At 66.6% G+C, this 16,989-nt stretch carries 17 protein-coding genes; 9 read left to right on the forward strand and 8 right to left on the reverse strand.

Features of this window, described 5'->3' with window-relative positions:
- Positions 1 to 110: 110 nt before the first annotated feature.
- Together hisD and hisG are read right to left on the reverse strand one after the other, a co-directional pair.
- The gene (gene hisD, locus SPHN_RS14010; RefSeq protein ID WP_248524316.1) at positions 111 to 1,406 is read right to left on the reverse strand and encodes a histidinol dehydrogenase; all 1,296 of its coding nucleotides are present in this window, start codon (positions 1,404 to 1,406) and stop codon (positions 111 to 113) included.
- 124 nt (positions 1,407 to 1,530) lie between these two features.
- Positions 1,531 to 2,208: an ATP phosphoribosyltransferase gene (gene hisG / locus SPHN_RS14015; RefSeq protein ID WP_248524318.1), complete on the reverse strand. Its 678-nt coding sequence runs from the start codon at positions 2,206 to 2,208 to the stop codon at positions 1,531 to 1,533.
- Between the two features lie 46 nt (positions 2,209 to 2,254).
- On the opposite strand from hisG, the gene SPHN_RS14020 reads away from it, so the two are divergent.
- Complete coding sequence (locus SPHN_RS14020; RefSeq protein WP_248524320.1) at positions 2,255 to 3,352, forward strand: DUF2332 domain-containing protein; 1,098 nt, start codon at positions 2,255 to 2,257, stop codon at positions 3,350 to 3,352.
- Positions 3,353 to 3,486: 134 nt separating this feature from the next.
- On the opposite strand, the gene SPHN_RS14025 is transcribed toward SPHN_RS14020, so the two are convergent.
- From SPHN_RS14025 to SPHN_RS14050, 6 genes are all read right to left on the reverse strand, one after another.
- Positions 3,487 to 3,966, reverse strand: a complete 480-nt coding sequence (locus tag SPHN_RS14025; protein ID WP_248524322.1) for an RcnB family protein — start codon at positions 3,964 to 3,966, stop codon at positions 3,487 to 3,489.
- Between the two features lie 336 nt (positions 3,967 to 4,302).
- Positions 4,303 to 5,178 carry an alpha/beta fold hydrolase gene (locus SPHN_RS14030; RefSeq protein WP_248524324.1) on the reverse strand — a complete coding sequence of 292 codons (876 nt, stop codon included), beginning with the start codon at positions 5,176 to 5,178 and terminating at the stop codon, positions 4,303 to 4,305.
- Positions 5,179 to 5,282: 104 nt separating this feature from the next.
- Positions 5,283 to 6,182 carry a pirin family protein gene (locus tag SPHN_RS14035; protein ID WP_248524326.1) on the reverse strand — a complete coding sequence of 300 codons (900 nt, stop codon included), beginning with the start codon at positions 6,180 to 6,182 and terminating at the stop codon, positions 5,283 to 5,285.
- Positions 6,183 to 6,187: 5 nt separating this feature from the next.
- Positions 6,188 to 6,664, reverse strand: a complete 477-nt coding sequence (locus tag SPHN_RS14040; protein WP_248524328.1) for an NUDIX hydrolase — start codon at positions 6,662 to 6,664, stop codon at positions 6,188 to 6,190.
- A 103-nt stretch (positions 6,665 to 6,767) separates the two neighbouring features.
- Entirely contained in the window at positions 6,768 to 7,475 is a 708-nt protein-coding gene (locus tag SPHN_RS14045; RefSeq protein ID WP_248524330.1) for a glutathione S-transferase, read from the reverse strand.
- The gene (locus SPHN_RS14050) at positions 7,475 to 7,762 is read right to left on the reverse strand and encodes a BolA family protein (protein ID WP_248524332.1); all 288 of its coding nucleotides are present in this window, start codon (positions 7,760 to 7,762) and stop codon (positions 7,475 to 7,477) included. Before SPHN_RS14050 ends, SPHN_RS14045 begins: the two co-directional genes overlap by 1 nt.
- 137 nt (positions 7,763 to 7,899) lie before the next feature.
- On the opposite strand from SPHN_RS14050, the gene SPHN_RS14055 reads away from it, so the two are divergent.
- The 8 genes from SPHN_RS14055 to SPHN_RS14090 all read left to right on the forward strand — a co-directional run bounded on the left by SPHN_RS14055 (position 7,900) and on the right by SPHN_RS14090 (position 16,938).
- A complete protein-coding gene (locus tag SPHN_RS14055; protein WP_248524334.1) occupies positions 7,900 to 8,424 on the forward strand; it encodes a J domain-containing protein in 525 nt (174 codons plus the stop codon).
- A gap of 266 nt (positions 8,425 to 8,690) precedes the next feature.
- Positions 8,691 to 9,695: a cobaltochelatase subunit CobS gene (cobS, locus tag SPHN_RS14060; protein ID WP_055874633.1), complete on the forward strand. Its 1,005-nt coding sequence runs from the start codon at positions 8,691 to 8,693 to the stop codon at positions 9,693 to 9,695.
- A gap of 4 nt (positions 9,696 to 9,699) precedes the next feature.
- Entirely contained in the window at positions 9,700 to 11,523 is a 1,824-nt protein-coding gene (cobT, locus tag SPHN_RS14065) for a cobaltochelatase subunit CobT (protein WP_248524336.1), read from the forward strand.
- A gap of 7 nt (positions 11,524 to 11,530) precedes the next feature.
- The gene (locus tag SPHN_RS14070; RefSeq protein WP_432715099.1) at positions 11,531 to 11,788 is read left to right on the forward strand and encodes a ribbon-helix-helix domain-containing protein; all 258 of its coding nucleotides are present in this window, start codon (positions 11,531 to 11,533) and stop codon (positions 11,786 to 11,788) included.
- A 73-nt stretch (positions 11,789 to 11,861) separates the two neighbouring features.
- Positions 11,862 to 14,324 (forward strand): TonB-dependent receptor, encoded by a 2,463-nt coding sequence (locus SPHN_RS14075; protein ID WP_248524338.1) that lies wholly within the window; start codon positions 11,862 to 11,864, stop codon positions 14,322 to 14,324.
- Positions 14,325 to 14,328: 4 nt separating this feature from the next.
- Entirely contained in the window at positions 14,329 to 15,075 is a 747-nt protein-coding gene (locus SPHN_RS14080; protein WP_248524340.1) for a tetratricopeptide repeat protein, read from the forward strand.
- Positions 15,069 to 15,752: a Fe2+-dependent dioxygenase gene (locus tag SPHN_RS14085; protein WP_248524342.1), complete on the forward strand. Its 684-nt coding sequence runs from the start codon at positions 15,069 to 15,071 to the stop codon at positions 15,750 to 15,752. The genes SPHN_RS14080 and SPHN_RS14085 overlap by 7 nt, the downstream gene beginning before the upstream one ends.
- A gap of 76 nt (positions 15,753 to 15,828) precedes the next feature.
- The gene (locus tag SPHN_RS14090) at positions 15,829 to 16,938 is read left to right on the forward strand and encodes a PepSY-associated TM helix domain-containing protein (protein ID WP_248524344.1); all 1,110 of its coding nucleotides are present in this window, start codon (positions 15,829 to 15,831) and stop codon (positions 16,936 to 16,938) included.
- Positions 16,939 to 16,989: the final 51 nt, after the last annotated feature.

Genomic DNA, 16,989 nt, shown 5'->3' on the forward strand with positions numbered 1-16,989 from the left:
AGGTGTATCGCTCGCCGCGGAGCGGCCCTCTCATCACTCGCCAATGAGGGATCGAAGCGGCTGCGCTGCGCACAACACCTCCGCGTTCTTTGCGCCTCTGCGCGAACACACTAACTGTTGAGACGAAGCCGGAGCGCCACCGATTTAGCATGCGCGGGGAGGCCTTCGGCGTTTGCCAAAGCGACCGTGGCGGGGCCAAGTTCGCGCAACGCCGCTTCGTCCAACGCCAGGAAACTGGTGCGCTTCATGAAGTCGAGTACCGACAGCCCGCTGGCAAACCGCGCCCGGCGGCCGGTGGGGAGGACGTGATTGGGGCCGGCAACGTAATCCCCGATCGCCTCGGGCGTGTAGCGGCCGAGAAATACCGAACCCGCGTGGCGGATGCGGTCGAAGAATCCCTGCGGGTCGGGGATCGCCAGCTGGAGATGCTCGGCGGCAAGGCGGTCGACCAGCGGGATCGCGTCCGCCAGCGTCTCGACGACGATGATCGCACCGTTATTGTCCCACGCGACGCGCGCGACGGCTTCGGTGGCGAGGTCGTGCAACTGGCGATCGACCGCGGCTACGACCTTGTCGGCGAACGCTGCGTCGTCGGTGAACAGGATCGACTGCGTGCTGGGGTCGTGCTCGGCCTGGCTGAGCAGGTCGGCGGCGGTCCATTCGGGGTCGTTGAGCGCATCCGCGACGACGACGATCTCGGAGGGCCCCGCGACCATGTCGATGCCGACGACGCCGTAGACCTGCCGCTTGGCTTCGGCGACCCAGGCGTTGCCGGGGCCGGTGATGACGTCGACCGGCTCGATCCGGCCCGCGCCATAGGCCAGCGCGGCGACGGCTTGTGCACCGCCGACGCGCCACACTCCGTCGACGCCGGCGAGATGCGCGGCGGCGAGAACGAGCGGGTTGATCTGGCCGTCCGGGGTCGGCGTGACCATCGTCAGCCGCCCGACGCCCGCGACCTTGGCGGGGATCGCGTTCATCAGTAGCGACGATGGGTAGGCGGCACGTCCGCCGGGGACGTAGATGCCGGCGGCGTCGACGGGCAACCAGCGTGCGCCGAGCCTCACGCCTGCCGAGTCGACCGAGTCGCTGTCGAGCGGCCGCTGTTTCTCGTGATAGGCGCGGATGCGGGTGGCGGCGAGTTCGAGCGCGATGCGCAGGTCGGGATCGAGCGCATCGAACGCGGCCTTGCAGTCGACGGCGTCGATCTGCCAGCCGGTGGTTTCGAGATCGTGGCGGTCGTGCTTCTGCGTCAGGTCGCGGAGCGCGGTCTCGCCGTCGCGACGGACGGCGGCGATGATCGCGGCAACATCCTGCGTGACGCCTGCGTCGGACTCGCGACGGTCTTCGACGAGCGCGGTGAAACGCGTCGCAAAGTCCGCATCGGTGGTGTTCAGGCGAATCACATTCCCCTCCCGCTTGCGGGAGGGGTCAGGGGAGGTAATGACATAGCCTCGCACGCTACGATCGGGGACGGTGTGCCCTCCCCCGACCCCTCCCGCAGGCGGAAGGGGAGCAGAAGGTTGGCGCTCATGCTGCGATCTCCTGCTCTACCGCACGGCGGAATGCCTCGACCAGCGGCACCACGCGGCTGCGGGTCTTCATCGCGGCGCGGTTGACGACAAGGCGGCTGGTGACTTCCATGATCGTTTCGACCTCGACCAGGCCATTTTCCTTCAGCGTGCGGCCCGACGACACCAGGTCGACGATCCGCGGCGCCAAGCCCAAGGTCGGCGCCAACTCCATCGCGCCGTTGAGCTTCACGCACTCCGCCTGCACGCCACGGCTGGCAAAATGCGCCGCCGTCACGTGCGGATATTTGGTCGCGACGCGGACATGGCTCCAGCCGCGCGGATCGTCCTGCGCGGCCATCTCGGCAGGCTCGGCGACCGACAGGCGGCAATGGCCGATGCCGAGGTCGACCGGCGCATACAGTTCCGAATAGCCGAATTCCGCGATCACGTCCGACCCGACGATGCCGAGCTGCGCGGCGCCGTGCGCGACGAAGGTAGCCACGTCGAACGCGCGCACCCGGATCAGCGAGATCGCCGGGTCGTTGGTCGCAAATCGCAGCGCACGCGAATTTTCGTCCGAGAACGACGCTTCGGGATGCACCCCGGCGCGCGCGAGCAACGGCAGGGCCTCGGCGAGGATGCGTCCCTTGGGAACGGCGATGATGATCTGGGAGGGGGGCTGAGAATCTGGCACGCGCCGGGCTTTACGGGGGGGGCATGGCGGGTGCAACAACCTGCGCATGGCAAATGTAAAGGCAAGTTGCTCGGCGTTCGAAATCCAGGCGGAGTATTGCGCGGCGATGGATGCGCCAGTCACGGCGCGGGTTTGCACTGCGCTGGCGGAAGCGCTCGATCGGGATAGCGAGACGGGGCGGCGGGTGCTCGACTGGCCGGGCGAGCCGGTCGCGGATGCGCTGGCGCTGCGACTGGTCGGCGGGCTGCATGCGTTGCATCGGTCCGGCGTCGATCCCGCGCTCTCGACCGTGTTTTCCGGCGCGGAGACCGACCCGGTGCGCGTCATGGCCATTTTGAAAGCCACGCTCGTCGCGTACGATGCGGCTCTGCCACCCTGGCTCGACGGGCCGCCGCAGACCAACGAGGCGGCGCGGTCCGCGGGGATGATGACCGGCATCTTGCACCTTGCCGAGCGGTACGGGCCGCGGTTCGAGGTGCTGGAGATCGGATCGAGCGCGGGACTCAACCTGCTGATCGATCGCTACCGGTTCGATCTCGGCGGCGTGACGGTCGGGCCGTCCGCCTCGCCGGTGACGATCCGCCCCGAATGGCGGGGGCCTCCGCCGCCGAGCGCTCTGGTCGAGATCGAGTCGACGCGCGGCGTCGATATCCAGCCGGTCGACGTCGCCGATCCGGTCGCGGCGGCACGGCTCGAGGCATATGTCTGGGTCGATGCGGTCGATCGACAGACGCGGCTCGCCAGCGCGATCTCGATGGTGCGCGAGGGCGGCGTCGATTTGGTCGAAGGCGATGCGGCTGATTGGGTCGAGGCGCAATTGGCCTTGCCGCAGCCCAAGGGCGTCACGCGCGTGCTGATGCATTCGGTGGTGTGGCAGTATCTGCCGGCGGCATCGCGCGAGCGGATACGGGTCGCGATGGAGGCGGCGGGGGCACAGGCGTCGGTCGAGCGGCCGCTAGGCTGGGTGATGATGGAGCCTAACCGCGATCTCCACCGGCACGAAGTTCGTGTCCGCGGTTGGCCCGGCGATCGGGCAATGGAACTGGTTGCGCTGACGCATGCGCATGGCGCTTGGGTCGAAGGTCTCGCCGCGCCGTACGAGACGCGCGAGTACGTCATGCGGCGCGGGGCGTATGAGATGTAAATCCTCCCCCGCCAGGGGGAGGTGGCTGCCAACGGCAGACGGAGGGGGCGGACAGGATAACGATTGTTCCGTGTCCGCCCCCTCCGTCAGGCTGCGCCTGCCACCTCCCCCTTGCGGGGGAGGATTTCAGTTCATCAGTAGAAGAAGCCGTTGTTGACCTGGGCGACCCGGCCGTTGCGCGTGTCGACCAGGACGACGTCGCGGCCGTAGCGGACCCAGCGCTGATAGCCGTAGGCCGGGCGCGACAGGCGATACGTCTGATAGTCGTTGATCCAGTAGTTGCGACCGTAATAGGCCGGCGCGAAACGATAGCCGACAGTCACCGGACGATAACGATAGCCGCGCGGACCGACATAGGCGGGGCGGCGATAGACGTTGCCGTGCGTACGGCGATAGTCGCGCCAGTCCTCGCGGCGCTCCTGGCGGTCTTCGCGCAATTCCTGGCGGGCTTCGCGGATGTCGCCACGGTCGCCGTAGCGGCGTGCGCGCTGCAGGTCGCGCTGACTCTCGCGGATTTCGCGCTGGTCGCGGCGGACTTCGCCGTAACTCTGCGCGGTGGCGAAGGTTGGGACGAGGGTGGCGGCGGCGACGGCCGCGAGGATCATCTTACGCATGACTGCTCTCCTGTGTTCGGCGCCGAATCAACGGCATGGATGAGGTTTTGCTCCCGCGCCGCTGAACGATCACAGAATGTGGTCGTCAGGATTTAGACAGGTGGCGAAGGTTCGACGTCCGCGTAAACGCCCTGCCAGTCCCGCCCGCCCCATCCGTCATCCCAGCGAAAGCTGGGATCTCCCCATTCGGGTCGCAGCACCCGTCACCATGAGATCCCAGCTTTCGCTGGGATGACGGGCGGGGGACGGGTGGGGGAGGCGATAACCTCTGTTCCGTGTCCTCCCCCCGTCGCCTTCGGCGCCACCTACCCTTGCGGGGGAGGATCGAGAGGGCGGTTAGATTCCCCAGCGGCGCATTGCGGCGATCACTGCGTCGGGTTTCTGCCAAGGCACGAAATGGCCTGCATCGATTTTTTCGATCGTTAGGTCGGGGACATAGGCGGCGAGGTCGAGCTGGCTCGGGAGCAGCGCGCTGTCCTGCATTCCCCAGATCACCAGCACCGGCATCGCGGTCGGCGGGAACGGTGCGTCGAGAAACGCGGGGCGGGGCGGGGTTTCGTCCATGGCGGGGACGACGATCGCGCTGGCGCGGTACCAGTTGAGCATCGCGGTGATCGCGCCGGGCTGGCCCCATTCGTCGAGATAGGCGGCCTTGTCCTCGGCCATTGCGGCGAGATCGGCGTGTTTGGAGAAACTCGTGTCAAAGAAGGTTTCGAGCCCGATCGACTCGATGTGCTTTTCGAGATCGGGGTTGCGGAAGGCGCGGATATACTGGCTGGCGGCGCGCTGCTCGAGGTCGTCGAACATGGTGCGCTGGAAGACGAGCGGGTGGGGGGCGTTGATGATGACGAGCTTGGCGATGCGCTCGGGGTGGCGCAGCGCGGCCATCCACGCGACCGCGCCGCCCCAGTCGTGGCCGACCAGCGTGAAACGGTCGATCTTCAGGTGATTGGCGAGCGCGATCAGGTCTGCGACGATCTTGTCGGGGGTGTAGCTGTCGACGCCGTCGGGCTTGGAGGAGCGTGCGAAGCCGCGTTGGTCGGGGGCGATTACGTAATGGTCGCGGGCGAGGTCTGGGGCGATGGCGCGCCAGGTGCGGTGCGATTCTGGGAAGCCGTGGAGGAGGATGACGGGTGGGTTGGCCGGGTCGCCGGTTGTCGCGACGTCGAGTTCGACGCCTGTGGATAGTGGGATGCGTTGCAGGTCCGACATTATTCCCCTCCCGCTGGCGGGAGGGGTTAGGGGAGGGCCTACCCGTCGCGCTGCCCGCTGGTCATGCCCTCCCCCGACCCCTCCCGCAAGCGGGAGGGGAGAGATCACGGATAGCTGACCGTCTTCGGGATCGCGGGGATTTCGATCCATTCTTTTTCGTCGCCGGGCACCTTCGGGAAGTTGCCCGCGTTCCAGTCGCGTTTCGCCTGTTCGATGCGGTCTCGGTTCGAGCTGACGAAGTTCCACCAGACGTGGCGCGGGGTCGTGAACGCATCGCCGCCGCAGAGCATCGCGCGGCCGCCATGCGCGGATCGCAGCGTTGCGGAGATACCGGGGCGCAGGACGTACAGCACCTGCGGCTCCAGCTTCACGCCCTCCAGCGTCGCCTCGCCCATCGCGAGGTAGATCGCGCGCTCCTCGGCGGCCGCATCGATCGGCACGCTCGCGCCGGGATCGAGCGCGATGTCGGCGTAGATCGTCCCCGAATAGGTCGTCGTCGGCGCGGTCTGGCCCCACAGGCTCCCCATGATGATCCGCGATCGCGCGCCGTGCGCCTCGATCACCGGCAGCTGCGCCTTGGTGACGTGTTCGAACGCGGGATCGATCTCCTCGACCGCCTCGGGCATCGCCAGCCAGGTCTGGATGCCCGACAGGTTGGGGCCCCCGGCGCGCTCGTCGCCGGGCGAGCGTTCGGAATGGACGATGCCGTGGCCCGCGGTCATCAGATTGACCGCGCCGGGCTCGATCCGCGCCTGCGTGCCGAGCGAATCGCGGTGGTCGATCGCGCCGTCGAACAGATAGGTGACGGTCGACAGGTTGATGTGCGGATGCGGGCGTACGTCGATGCCCGAGCCGACCGCGAGATGCGCGGGGCCCATCTGGTCGAAGAACAGGAACGGGCCGACCATCGTCCGCTCCTTGTTCGGCAAGGTGCGGTGGACCTTGAACCCGCCGAGATCGTGCGTCGACGGCAGGATGGTCTGGAGGACGAAATCATCGAGCATGCGCGTTATCCCTTGGCAGGTTCCGTGGCGTCGAGGAGCTCGACCAGGTCTGCGGGATAGATCGTTTCGTGAAAGCCCGCGATGTCGTTTCGGGAAAACCAGCGGTGACCGACGAGCAATTGCTTCTCCTGTTCGGTGAGATTGCCCGCCTTCACCTCGCAGGTGTCGACGTCGATCCGGAAATAGCGTTCGTCGGCGGTGACCTCGACGCCGTCGAAGGTCACGAAATCGATGGTGCGTTGCGCGACCTCGGGGCCGCAGTCGATGTCGAGGCCGACTTCCTCCCACAGCTCGCGGCGAGCGGCGGCGGCGTAGCTCTCGCCGGGGTCGACCGCGCCGCCCGGCGTGCACCAGAGCGGGGGGCGATCGGACGGGGTGAAGCGGAACATCAGCACGCGGTTTTGTCCGTCGACGAGGAGGATGCGTGCGGCCGGGCGTGGGGTGCGCTTCGATCCTCCCCCGTCAGGGGGAGGTGGCGCCATAGGCGACGGAGGGGGAGGACACGGAACGCCGGTCATCGCTTACCGCCCCCTCCGTCTCGCTTTGCGATCCACCTCCCCCTGGCGGGGGAGGATCGAAGGCGAATCATTCGGCGTCGAGCTCGGGATAGGCGCGGAAGATGCCGTCGGTGTTGAACGCCAAGCGCCGGTCGCTTTTCAGATACGCCTTGATCCCCGGCAGTTCGGCGACCTGATCGTGGAGGCGGATCAGGTTCGGATAGTCGGGCTCGAGCATCTTCATCCGCTTGGGGAACATGTAGCGCAGCCCCTCGATCACCTGAAACAGCGAGGTGTCGGCATAGCTCCATTTGTGATCGATCAGCCAGTCGCCCGGATTGGCCTGCGCCGCATCCTCGAAATGACCGAGATATTTCGGCAGGCGCTCCTCGCGGAACTGTTTCGCCGCCCGCGCGGCTTCGGGCTTCTGGTCGTCGTAATAGTCCATCATCGCGACCGGATGGTGGACGTTGTGGACCTCCGCGACGAGGTCGGCGATCGTCAGCTGGAGCTGGTTGAGCCACAGCCGGTCCGCCATGGTCGACGGCGCGAGACCGTGGCGCTCGCCGAGATACATCAGGATGTTGGCGACCTGCGCGATGACGAGGCCGTCAAGTTCGAGATAGGGCGGCGCGAACGGGGTGCGGCCGGTGCGGTCGTTGAGATCGGCCATCAGGCCATCCTCGCCAACTTTTCGCGCGCGATCCTCATATGCGATCTCGGCGCCTTCGAGCGCGAGCCGGACGAACTCGCCGCGCCCCTTGATGGAGGGCCAGTACCAGAGCTTGTACGCCATCAGATTTCCCCGGGCGCGCGGGCCTTGATGGCGAGCGCATGGATCTTCGTGCTCAACAGGTCTGCGAGCGCCTGGTTCACGAGACGCTGGCGCGCGACGCGATTAAGCCCTTCGAACTGCGGCGTTTCCACTTCGACCCGGAAATGCGTCTCGCCGGTGCCGTCGTCGCCCATATGGCCGGCATGGAGCCCGCTCTCGTTGACGACAATCAGGTGCGTTGGGGCGAGGGTCGCGGTGAGGCGGGCGGTGATCTGGTCCTGTACGGAGCCGGTGGCGAGGTCTGTCATGGTCCCTATATAGCCCGTTTTGGAAGCGCGGGGAGCCGGTGGCGGACGACGGACACACAGATGATGGGCGAAAAGAGCGCAAGGAACGCCCCAGCCCACGGTTTCACGGCCGCGTGGAAGGGACCGGGCGCGTCTGCATGTGGCGCGACTGCGAGGAACCCGGTGAATTTCGCGCACCACCACTGGAAGGCCCGAGCGAAGGCGGCCCGCCGCAGTTCCGCTGGTTCTGCCTCGAGCATGTCCGTGCGTTCAACTCGGGCTATAATTTCTTCGACGGCATGACCGCGGATGAGATCCACCACGCCCAGCGGCCGATGGCGGGCTGGAAGCGCGAGACGCGCGCGTTCGCGCATGGCGGCGGCGACACACCACCCAAATGGGCGGACTTCGCCGATCCGATCGATGCGATCGGTGCAAGGTTTGGCGAGCGGATGGCGGCGGCGCGCAAGGACGGCCGCGTGCTGTCCGACGGCGAACGCCGATCGTTGCGCGTGCTCGGGCTCGGCACGGACACCGACCGAACGGCGCTGCGCAAACGCTACAGCGAACTCGTGCGGCGCTATCACCCCGACCGCAACGGCGGCGATCGTGCGCATGAATCCGAACTGCAGAAGGTGATCGCGGCCTACCAGCATCTGAAAGGCGCCGCCGCGTTCGCGTAACTACGTCGTCATCCTGGGCTCGACCCAGGATCCAAAGCCAAGCAGGATGTCGATCGTTGCTCTGGATCCCAGCCTTCGCTGGGATGACGGAGAAAGGGGCGACCGATATTACTGTGATCGATAAATCGCTGCTCTCTGCGGGGGAACTCGTCTTCGGCCGGGCGGTTCGTCCAGTTCATCCACGTTACTCATCCGCGCATTCGTACAGCGGGCGGTTGAGTAACAGCCCGCGCTTGGCCTAGAGCTACCGGGAACACGAGGCCAACATGACCGATATCCCGAATACCCAGCCCGACAGCCGCGAGACCACGATCCTCGACGCACCCGACCGCATGGTGAAGGTGCGCGAGATGTTCGGGATCGATTCCGACATGGAAGTCCCGGCCTTCTCCGAAGCCGACGAGCGTGTGCCCGATCTCGATCCGGCATACGTCTTCGATGCCGACACGACGCTCGCCGTTCTGGCGGGCTTCGCGCATAACCGCCGCGTGATGGTCCAGGGCTATCACGGCACCGGCAAGTCGACGCATATCGAGCAGGTCGCGGCGCGTCTGAAATGGCCGTGCATCCGCATCAACCTCGACGCGCATATCAGCCGCATCGACCTGATCGGCCGCGATGCGATCGTCCTGAAGGACGGCCAGCAGATTACCGAGTTCCGCGAAGGCCTGCTGCCTTGGGCGTTGCAGACCCCAACTGCTTTGGTGTTCGACGAATACGACGCGGGCCGCCCGGACGTGATGTTCGTGATCCAGCGCGTGCTGGAGACCGAGGGCAAGCTGACGCTGCTCGACCAGAACCGCGTGATCCGCCCGAACCCGTGGTTCCGCCTGTTCGCGACCGCCAACACGGTCGGCTTGGGCGATACGAGCGGGCTGTATCACGGCACGCAGCAGATCAACCAGGGCCAGATGGACCGCTGGAACATCGTCGTCACGCTCAACTATCTGCCTGCCAAGGTCGAGGCGCAGATCGTGCTGGCCAAGTCCGGCGAATACGACAAGCCCGACGGCAAGAAGGTCGTCGAGAACATGGTCCGCGTCGCCGACATGACCCGCAAGGGGTTCGTCAACGGCGACATCTCGACCGTGATGAGCCCGCGCACCGTGATCACCTGGGCGCAGAACGCGCTGATCTTCGGCGACGTCGGCTTCGCGTTCCGGTTGAGCTTCCTCAACAAGTGCGACGAGGCGGAACGGCCACTGGTCGCCGAATATTACCAGCGCGTGTTCGGCAAGGACCTCCCCGAGAGCGTGGTAGGTAAGGCCTGAGCCTTTGGCCAACGAAACCCCTCTCGATCGCTTCAAGGCGGTCCTTGCCGGTACCGCGCGTGCGATCGCGGAGGAGCCGGAGGTCGAGCTCGCCTTCACCGCGGATGCGCCGACTCAGTCGGGCAAGCACATCAAGGTGCCGATGCCCGCGCGTGCCTTGCCGGCCGAGCAGGTGGCGGAAGCGCGCGGGTTTGCGGATGGCTTTGCGCTCCGGTTGAAGCTGCACGACATCGCGCTGCATAACCGCGCCGCGCCGATCGAGGCGGTGGCGCGCGCCGTGTTCGATTCTGTCGAGACTGCACGCGTGGAAGCGCTCGGGTCGCGCGGCTATGCGGGGATTACCGAGAACCTCGAACGCGCGCTCGACGTGCGGCTGCGCGCAGACCCGATCACGCGCGCCCGCAATCGTGACGAGGTGCCGCTGTCGACCGCGCTCGGCCTGATGGTCCGCGAACGGCTGACCGGGCAGGAATCGCCCGCGATCGCCGCGCCCGGTCTCGCGCTCGTTCGCGAGTGGATCGAGAGCAAGACCGATCTTGACGCGCTGGCCTATGCGCTCGACGACCAGAAGGCGTTCCAAGGTCTTGCGCGGAAGATGCTGCAGGAGCTGGAACTGGTCGAAGGCGATCAGGTCCCCGAGGAGAGCGACGAAGGCGGCTCCGAGGACGAGGGCACCGACGAGCAGCAGCAGGACGAGGGCGACGAAGGCGACGACCAGGGCGAGGACGGCCAGGGCGAAGTCGAGGCGCGCGGTGAACAAGCCGAGCAACAGAACGAGGAAAGCGACGGCCAGGAGCAGAGCGACGAGTCGATGGACGATATCGACGGCGAGCCCGGCGACGACGGCGAGGAAGGCATGCAGCCGGTCCGCCCGAACCGCCCCTTCGCCGACATGGGCGGCGCGTTCGACTACAAGCCGTGGACGACGCAGTTCGACGAGGTGATCGCTGCCACCGAGCTGTGCGACGCCGACGAACTGGCGCGGCTGCGCGGTTATCTCGACCAGCAGCTCGTGCATTTGCAATCGACCGTGTCGAAGCTCGCCAACCGGCTCCAGCGCCGGTTGATGGCGCAGCAGTCGCGGTCGTGGGATTTCGATCAGGAGGAGGGTATCCTCGACGCGGCGCGGCTCGCGCGCGTGATCGTCAACCCGACTCTGTCGCTGAGCTACAAGGCCGAACGCGAGACCGATTTCCGCGACACTGTCGTGACTTTGCTGATCGACAATTCCGGCTCGATGCGCGGCCGCCCGATCTCGATCGCCGCGATCAGCGCGGACATCCTCGCACGGACGCTGGAACGCTGCGGCGTGAAGACCGAGATCCTCGGCTTTACCACGCGTGCATGGAAGGGCGGGCAGAGCCGTGAAACCTGGCTCGCCGCCGGGCGTCCGCCGCAGCCGGGGCGGCTCAACGACATCCGCCACATCGTCTACAAGCGCGCCGACGAGCCTTGGCGTCGCGCGCGCAATTCGCTCGGCCTGATGATGCGCGAGGGGTTGCTGAAGGAGAATATCGACGGCGAGGCGCTGATGTGGGCGCATGCGCGGCTGGTCGCGCGGCCCGAGGAACGCCGCATCCTGATGGTGATCAGCGACGGCGCGCCGGTCGACGATTCGACGCTCAGCGTGAACTCCGGCTCGTATCTGGAGCGCCATTTGCGCCAGGTGATCGGCTGGATCGAGAGCAAGTCGCCAGTCGAACTGGTCGCCATCGGCATCGGCCACGACGTCACGCGTTATTACGCGCGCGCCGTCACGATCATGGATGTTGAGCAACTCGGCGGCACGATCATCGAACAGCTCGCGTCGCTGTTCGATACCGAGTGATCCGCCGGTGGTGGCGGGCGGTGTGATCGCAGCGCCCGCGAGCGGATTCCACGGACCCGTCAAGCGCTCGATCACGATCGCCGGCCACCAGACGTCTATCAGTCTCGAACCCGTCTTCTGGAAGGCGCTGGAGGCAGCGGCCGTGCGCCTCGCATTGCCGCTTTCCGCGCTCGTCGCCGAGATCGACGCGATTCGCATCGTAGCGGACGATCCACCCAACCTTGCTAGCGCGTTGAGAACATGGCTTTTCGATAATTCAGGTTGAGAACTACTCGCATTAGCGTTGACAGTGCGAACGACTCTCAATAGCGAGCCCCTCAGAACAAAGGGGTTTGTCCATGTCGCTACCTTCGCCGCGTGCATCGTTGCCGCGTTCGTCCTCCGTGCCCGCGTTCCTTGCTCTGTCGTGTGTCGGCGCATTCGCGACCGCGCCCGCCTATGCCGCGGATGCAGACAAGGCCTCGGCACCGGTAACAGACGCGCAGCAACGCGAAGAAATCCTCGTCAATGGCCAGCGCATCCACGACGCAGGCCCGAAGCAGGTCGCGCCGCTGGTCAACACGCCGCGGTCGGTGATCGTCCTGCCTAAGGACGTGATCGAGCAGACCGGATCGAACAGCCTAGCGGATGCGCTGCGCACCGTTCCCGGCATAACCTTCGGCGCGGCCGAGGGTGGCAACCCGATCGGCGACCGCCCGTTCATCCGCGGCTTCGACAGCCAGGGCAGCATCTATGTCGACGGGGTCCGCGATCTCGCCTCGCAGACCCGCGAAGTGTTCGCGGTCGATTCGGTCCAGATCGTCCGCGGCTCCGACTCGACGCTCGGAGGGCGCGGCTCGGCCGGCGGCACGATCAACATCCTGTCGCGCCTGCCGCAGCTCGACAATTTCGGCACGCTCAGCGCCAGCTATGGCGAGGCCGACTATAAGCGCATCACCGGCGACGTAAACTTGAAGGTCTCGGACACCGCCGCGTTCCGGATCGAGGGGATGTGGCACGATCAGGACGTCGCCGGGCGCGATGCGATCTGGCAGAAGCGCTGGGGCATCGCACCGTCGTTCGCGATCGGGCTCGGCACGCCGACCCGGCTAACCGCGAGCTTCTATCACATGGAGAGCGAGGAACTGCCCGACAGCGGCATCCCGTATCTCTACACGATCGCCAACCATCCCGGCACCGGCAACGTCACGACCCAGCCTGCGCTCGGCACGGTGACGACGGCGGGCGGCCAAACCGGCTACGTCTCGCGCAAGAACTTCTACGGTTTGGCCAACCGCGATTTCCGCGATGCGACCACCAACCAGGCCACGCTCCGCGTCGAGCATGATTTCGGCGGCATCACGCTGCGCAACACCGCCCGCTACACGCACAGCACGCAGAGCTTTATCTTCACGCTGCCCGACGACAGCCAGGGCAATGTCTATGGCACCACCGCGACCAACACCGGCGCCAACCTGACGACCGGCGGTTATGTCTGGACCCGCGGCAACACGCGCTACGGCTATAGCGAGAGCATCGTCGACCAGACCGACCTGTACGGCAAATTCAACACTGGCGGGATCGAGCACAGTTTCTCGCTCGGCACCGAAATCTCGTGGGAGAAGACGCGGCGCGGTACGTTCGTGTCCGCGAACGGCTCGACGATCTCGCCGCGCTGCAACACCGCGACGATCGCGCGCTCCTATTGCACCAGCCTGTTCGATCCGGACCCGTATGCACCGTGGGTCAACTACACGAGCGACACGTCGACCACGCCGACGCCGATCGTGAAGGGCGCGCCCTCGACCGAGACGCAGAACGACGCGAATACCAAGGCGGTCTACGCGTTCGATTCGATCACGCTGATGCCGGCGCTGATCCTGAACCTCGGCGCACGTTACGACCGGTTCGAATCCACCATCACGCTGCCGGGCGCGACGCAGACCAAGGTCAACCGCGTCGACAATCTGTTCAACTGGCAGGCGGGTCTGGTGTTCAAGCCGACGTCGGAAACCAGCCTGTATGCAAGCTATGCGACCGCCGCGACGCCGCCCAACAGCCTGCTCGGCGAAGGACGTGAGGACAATGCGATCACGGCCGCGACGCTCAACCTGCTGAAGCCGCAAAAGACCAAGTCGTACGAAGTCGGCGCCAAGGCCAGCCTGTTCGGCGAGAAGCTCCAGCTCGGTGCGGCGGTATTCCAGACCGAAATCTCCAACGCGCGCGTGCTCGACGACACCAACACCGCGTCGTTCATCGGCGAAACGCGGATCCGCGGTATCGAGTTCAACGTCAGCGGCACGATCCTGCCCGGCTGGACCGTTTTCGGCGGCTTCACGCATCTCGATCCGAAGATCATCGACGGCGGCTTCACGACGCTGACCGCCGCCGCGCTCCCCGGCCTCCAGCCGACGCGGACGATCGGCGTCGTGTCGGTCAACACCGGCAAGCAGGTCCCGCAGACCGCAAGGAACAGCTTCACCGCGACGACCAACGTCAACGTGACCAAGCGGCTGCAGATCGGCGGTACCGCGCTGTACATGGACGAGCAGATCGGTGGCTATGCGGACAACCGCACCGCGACGCAGAACGCCGCGGGCGTGGTCACCGTCAACGCCGCGACCAAGGTCCTGACGCGCAGCATTCCGGATTACTGGCGCTTCGATGCGCGCGCGAGCTACAAGCTGACCGACAATGTCGACCTCAGCGTCAACGCGCAGAACGTGACCAACAAGACCTATTTCTCGCAGACCTTCACCAGCCACTACGCCGCAATCGCCGCGGGCCGGACGATCTTCGGCACGGTGAACCTGCGGTTCTGAGGACATGACGGCGATCGATACGCTCACGCCCGACGCGATCGCCGCGCGCCTCTCCGGAAGTCCGGAGGAGCGCGCGGCGTTCGTGCGCGAGGCGGCGGACACGGGCGTGGCCGAGGCACAGGCGGTGTACGGGCAGATGCTGCTCGACGGGGTTGGCGTCGTCGCCGACCCGGCCGCAGCGGTCGGTTGGTTCACGAAGGCGGCGGCGCAACATCATGTGATGGCGCTCAACATGGTCGGGCGTTGCTACGATCTCGGTTGGGGCACGCGTGTCGACAAGACGCGCGCGGCCGAATGCTACCGGATCGCGGCGGATCGCGGGCTCGACTGGGCGATGTATAATTACGCGACGTTGCTTGCGCTGGGCGACGGCGTCGCCGAGGACAAGCCGGCGGCGCTGGCGTTGCTGGAGAAGGTTGCCGTAATGGACTCGGGGCTCGCCAGCGCGAAGGCGATCAACTTCGTCGGTAGTTTTGCAGAAGACGGTTGGGCTTGCGAGCGCGACTTGGCGCGTGCCGCGGCATGCTATGCGCGTGCGGCGGAAGGCGGCGACTTCCGCGGCTGCTTCAATCACGCGCGGATGCTCGGAGCGGCGGGGGAGATCGAGATGGCACTTGATTGGCTGAGACAGGCAGGCGCACGCGGGAACGCGGCGTTCCTCGCCAAGGCCGAAACGTGGCTGGCGGCGAGCGACATCCCGGCGTTCCGGACGTCCGGCGTGGCGGCATTGCGCGAGGGGGCAGCATGCTGATTGCCATTCCCGACGTGCTCGATCCAGCCGAGGTCAGACGCGTCCGAGCGCTGATCGATGCGGCCGAATGGATCGATGGCAACGCGACCTCGGGGCCGCAATCGGCACTCGCCAAGCGCAACGAGCAACTGCCCGAGGACTCTGCGGCCGCGCGCGAGGCCGGAAGCATCATCCTCGACGGACTCGGCCGCTCCGCGCTGTTCGTCGCCGCCGCGCTGCCGCTGAAAGTCTTCCCGCCGCTGTTCAACCGCTATGCCGGCGGCCAGGATTTCGGGCTGCACGTCGACACTGCCATCCGCATCAAGCGCGGCTCCGACTTCCGCATCCGCAGCGACCTGTCGGCGACGCTCTTCCTCGCCGATCCCGAAACCTATGACGGCGGCGAACTCGTGATCGAGGATCAGTTCGGCCCGCAATCGGTCAAGCTGCCCGCCGGGCACATGGTGGTGTATCCCGCCTCCAGCCTGCACCGCGTCGCGCCGGTCACGCGGGGTGTGCGCGTCGCGTCGTTCTTCTGGTTGCAGTCGATGGTCCGCGACGACGGCGCGCGACGGATCCTGTTCGATCTCGACCAGAGCGTGCAGGCGGTCGCGGCCGCGCAAGGGCAGAGCGATCCGGCAACGGTACGGCTGACGGGGGTGTACCACAATCTGCTGCGCCGCTGGGCGGATGTGTGAGCACGCATGACGGAAAGGGGATGGATGGACTTGCGTACGTCCGCCATGCCACGCTCCACGAACGGGGGAATATTCGATGCGTAAACTGGCGATGCGACGGGCCTGGTTTCAGGTCCATAAGTGGATCGGGCTGATCCTCGCGATCCTGATCATTCCGCTGTCGCTGAGCGGCGCGGCGCTGGTGTGGCATGATGCGCTCGACCGGATCGTCGATCCGAGCCGCTATGCGGTGTCGGGGACGACGGTGCTCAGCCCGGACGCTTATGTCGCTGCGGCGGCGGCCCGGCTCACGCATGGCGAGCGGATCGCGCAACTGACGATGCCCGAGGATGGCGGGCCGGTGGTGATCGCGGCAGCGGCGGCGGGAAGTGCGCCTAAGCGGCCGGGGCCACCGCAGCGGACGATGGTGTATCTCGATCCGCCGACCGCGCGCGTGCTGGAGGTTTCGCCCTCGAATGGCGGCCTCGTGCGGTTCCTGCATGTGCTCCACGGGAGCCTGCAGCTACCCGGCGTCGGGCGGTCGATCGTCGGCTGGATCGGCGTGGCGATGATGGTGTCGTGCTTTACCGGGCTGTGGTTGTGGTGGCCGACGATCGGCAAATGGACGCGCGGGCTGCGGTATCGGCGGCATCGTAACGTCGATACCAACCTTCATCACCTGTTCGGCTTCTGGATCGCGCTGCCGCTGTTCGTGCTGTCGCTGACGGGCGCGTGGATCTCGTTTCCGCAGTTCTTCGGCAAGCTCACCGGCGAGGCTTCGCGGCCGAGAGGCGGGCCAGATCGCGGGGCGATGATGCGTGCGAAGCCGCTGGCGAAGCCCGCACAGCCGCTCGACGTGGCGATCGGCAAGGCGCGGGCGCTGGCCGGTGGCGCACCCTTGCGGAGTGTTGCGTGGCCGACCGATCTCAGTGCGGACTGGACCGTGACGTTCGCGCGCGGGGGGACGCCGGTCGGGGTGAAGATCGCCGACGATACCGGTGGCGCGACCGCGGCGCCGGCGCGGCCTCAGGGCGGCGTGGGGCGGTGGATGCGGCGGATCCACGATGGCACCGACATGGGGGCGCTGTGGCAGGTGATCATCTTCCTCGGCGGGATATTGCCGGCGGTACTGGCGGTGACCGGCGTGATCATGTGGTGGCGCGCGAGAGGATGGAAGGCGGAACTGGCGGCGCGTCGCGCGGCGTGAGCTGTCCCTCGCCCCGCTGGGGAGAGGGAAGGAGGAGCTCTTGCGACGGGA

The organism is Sphingomonas faeni (assembly GCF_023195535.1).
In the GTDB taxonomy this organism is placed as follows: Bacteria; Pseudomonadota; Alphaproteobacteria; order Sphingomonadales; family Sphingomonadaceae; genus Sphingomonas; species Sphingomonas faeni_B.

Bases quoted from the DNA above. Each gene is read 5' to 3' on its own strand.
- SPHN_RS14020 (WP_248524320.1), top strand. From the start codon at position 2,255: ATGGCAAATGTAAAGGCAAGTTGCTCGGCGTTCGAAATCCAGGCGGAG.
- SPHN_RS14025 (WP_248524322.1), bottom strand. From the start codon at position 3,966: ATGCGTAAGATGATCCTCGCGGCCGTCGCCGCCGCCACCCTCGTCCCA.
- SPHN_RS14030 (WP_248524324.1), bottom strand. From the start codon at position 5,178: ATGTCGGACCTGCAACGCATCCCACTATCCACAGGCGTCGAACTCGAC.
- SPHN_RS14035 (WP_248524326.1), bottom strand. From the start codon at position 6,182: ATGCTCGATGATTTCGTCCTCCAGACCATCCTGCCGTCGACGCACGAT.
- SPHN_RS14040 (WP_248524328.1), bottom strand. From the start codon at position 6,664: ATGGCGCCACCTCCCCCTGACGGGGGAGGATCGAAGCGCACCCCACGC.
- SPHN_RS14045 (WP_248524330.1), bottom strand. From the start codon at position 7,475: ATGGCGTACAAGCTCTGGTACTGGCCCTCCATCAAGGGGCGCGGCGAG.
- SPHN_RS14050 (WP_248524332.1), bottom strand. From the start codon at position 7,762: ATGACAGACCTCGCCACCGGCTCCGTACAGGACCAGATCACCGCCCGC.
- SPHN_RS14055 (WP_248524334.1), top strand. From the start codon at position 7,900: ATGTGGCGCGACTGCGAGGAACCCGGTGAATTTCGCGCACCACCACTG.
- cobS (WP_055874633.1), top strand. From the start codon at position 8,691: ATGACCGATATCCCGAATACCCAGCCCGACAGCCGCGAGACCACGATC.
- SPHN_RS14075 (WP_248524338.1), top strand. From the start codon at position 11,862: ATGTCGCTACCTTCGCCGCGTGCATCGTTGCCGCGTTCGTCCTCCGTG.
- SPHN_RS14080 (WP_248524340.1), top strand. From the start codon at position 14,329: ATGACGGCGATCGATACGCTCACGCCCGACGCGATCGCCGCGCGCCTC.
- SPHN_RS14085 (WP_248524342.1), top strand. From the start codon at position 15,069: ATGCTGATTGCCATTCCCGACGTGCTCGATCCAGCCGAGGTCAGACGC.
- SPHN_RS14090 (WP_248524344.1), top strand. From the start codon at position 15,829: ATGCGTAAACTGGCGATGCGACGGGCCTGGTTTCAGGTCCATAAGTGG.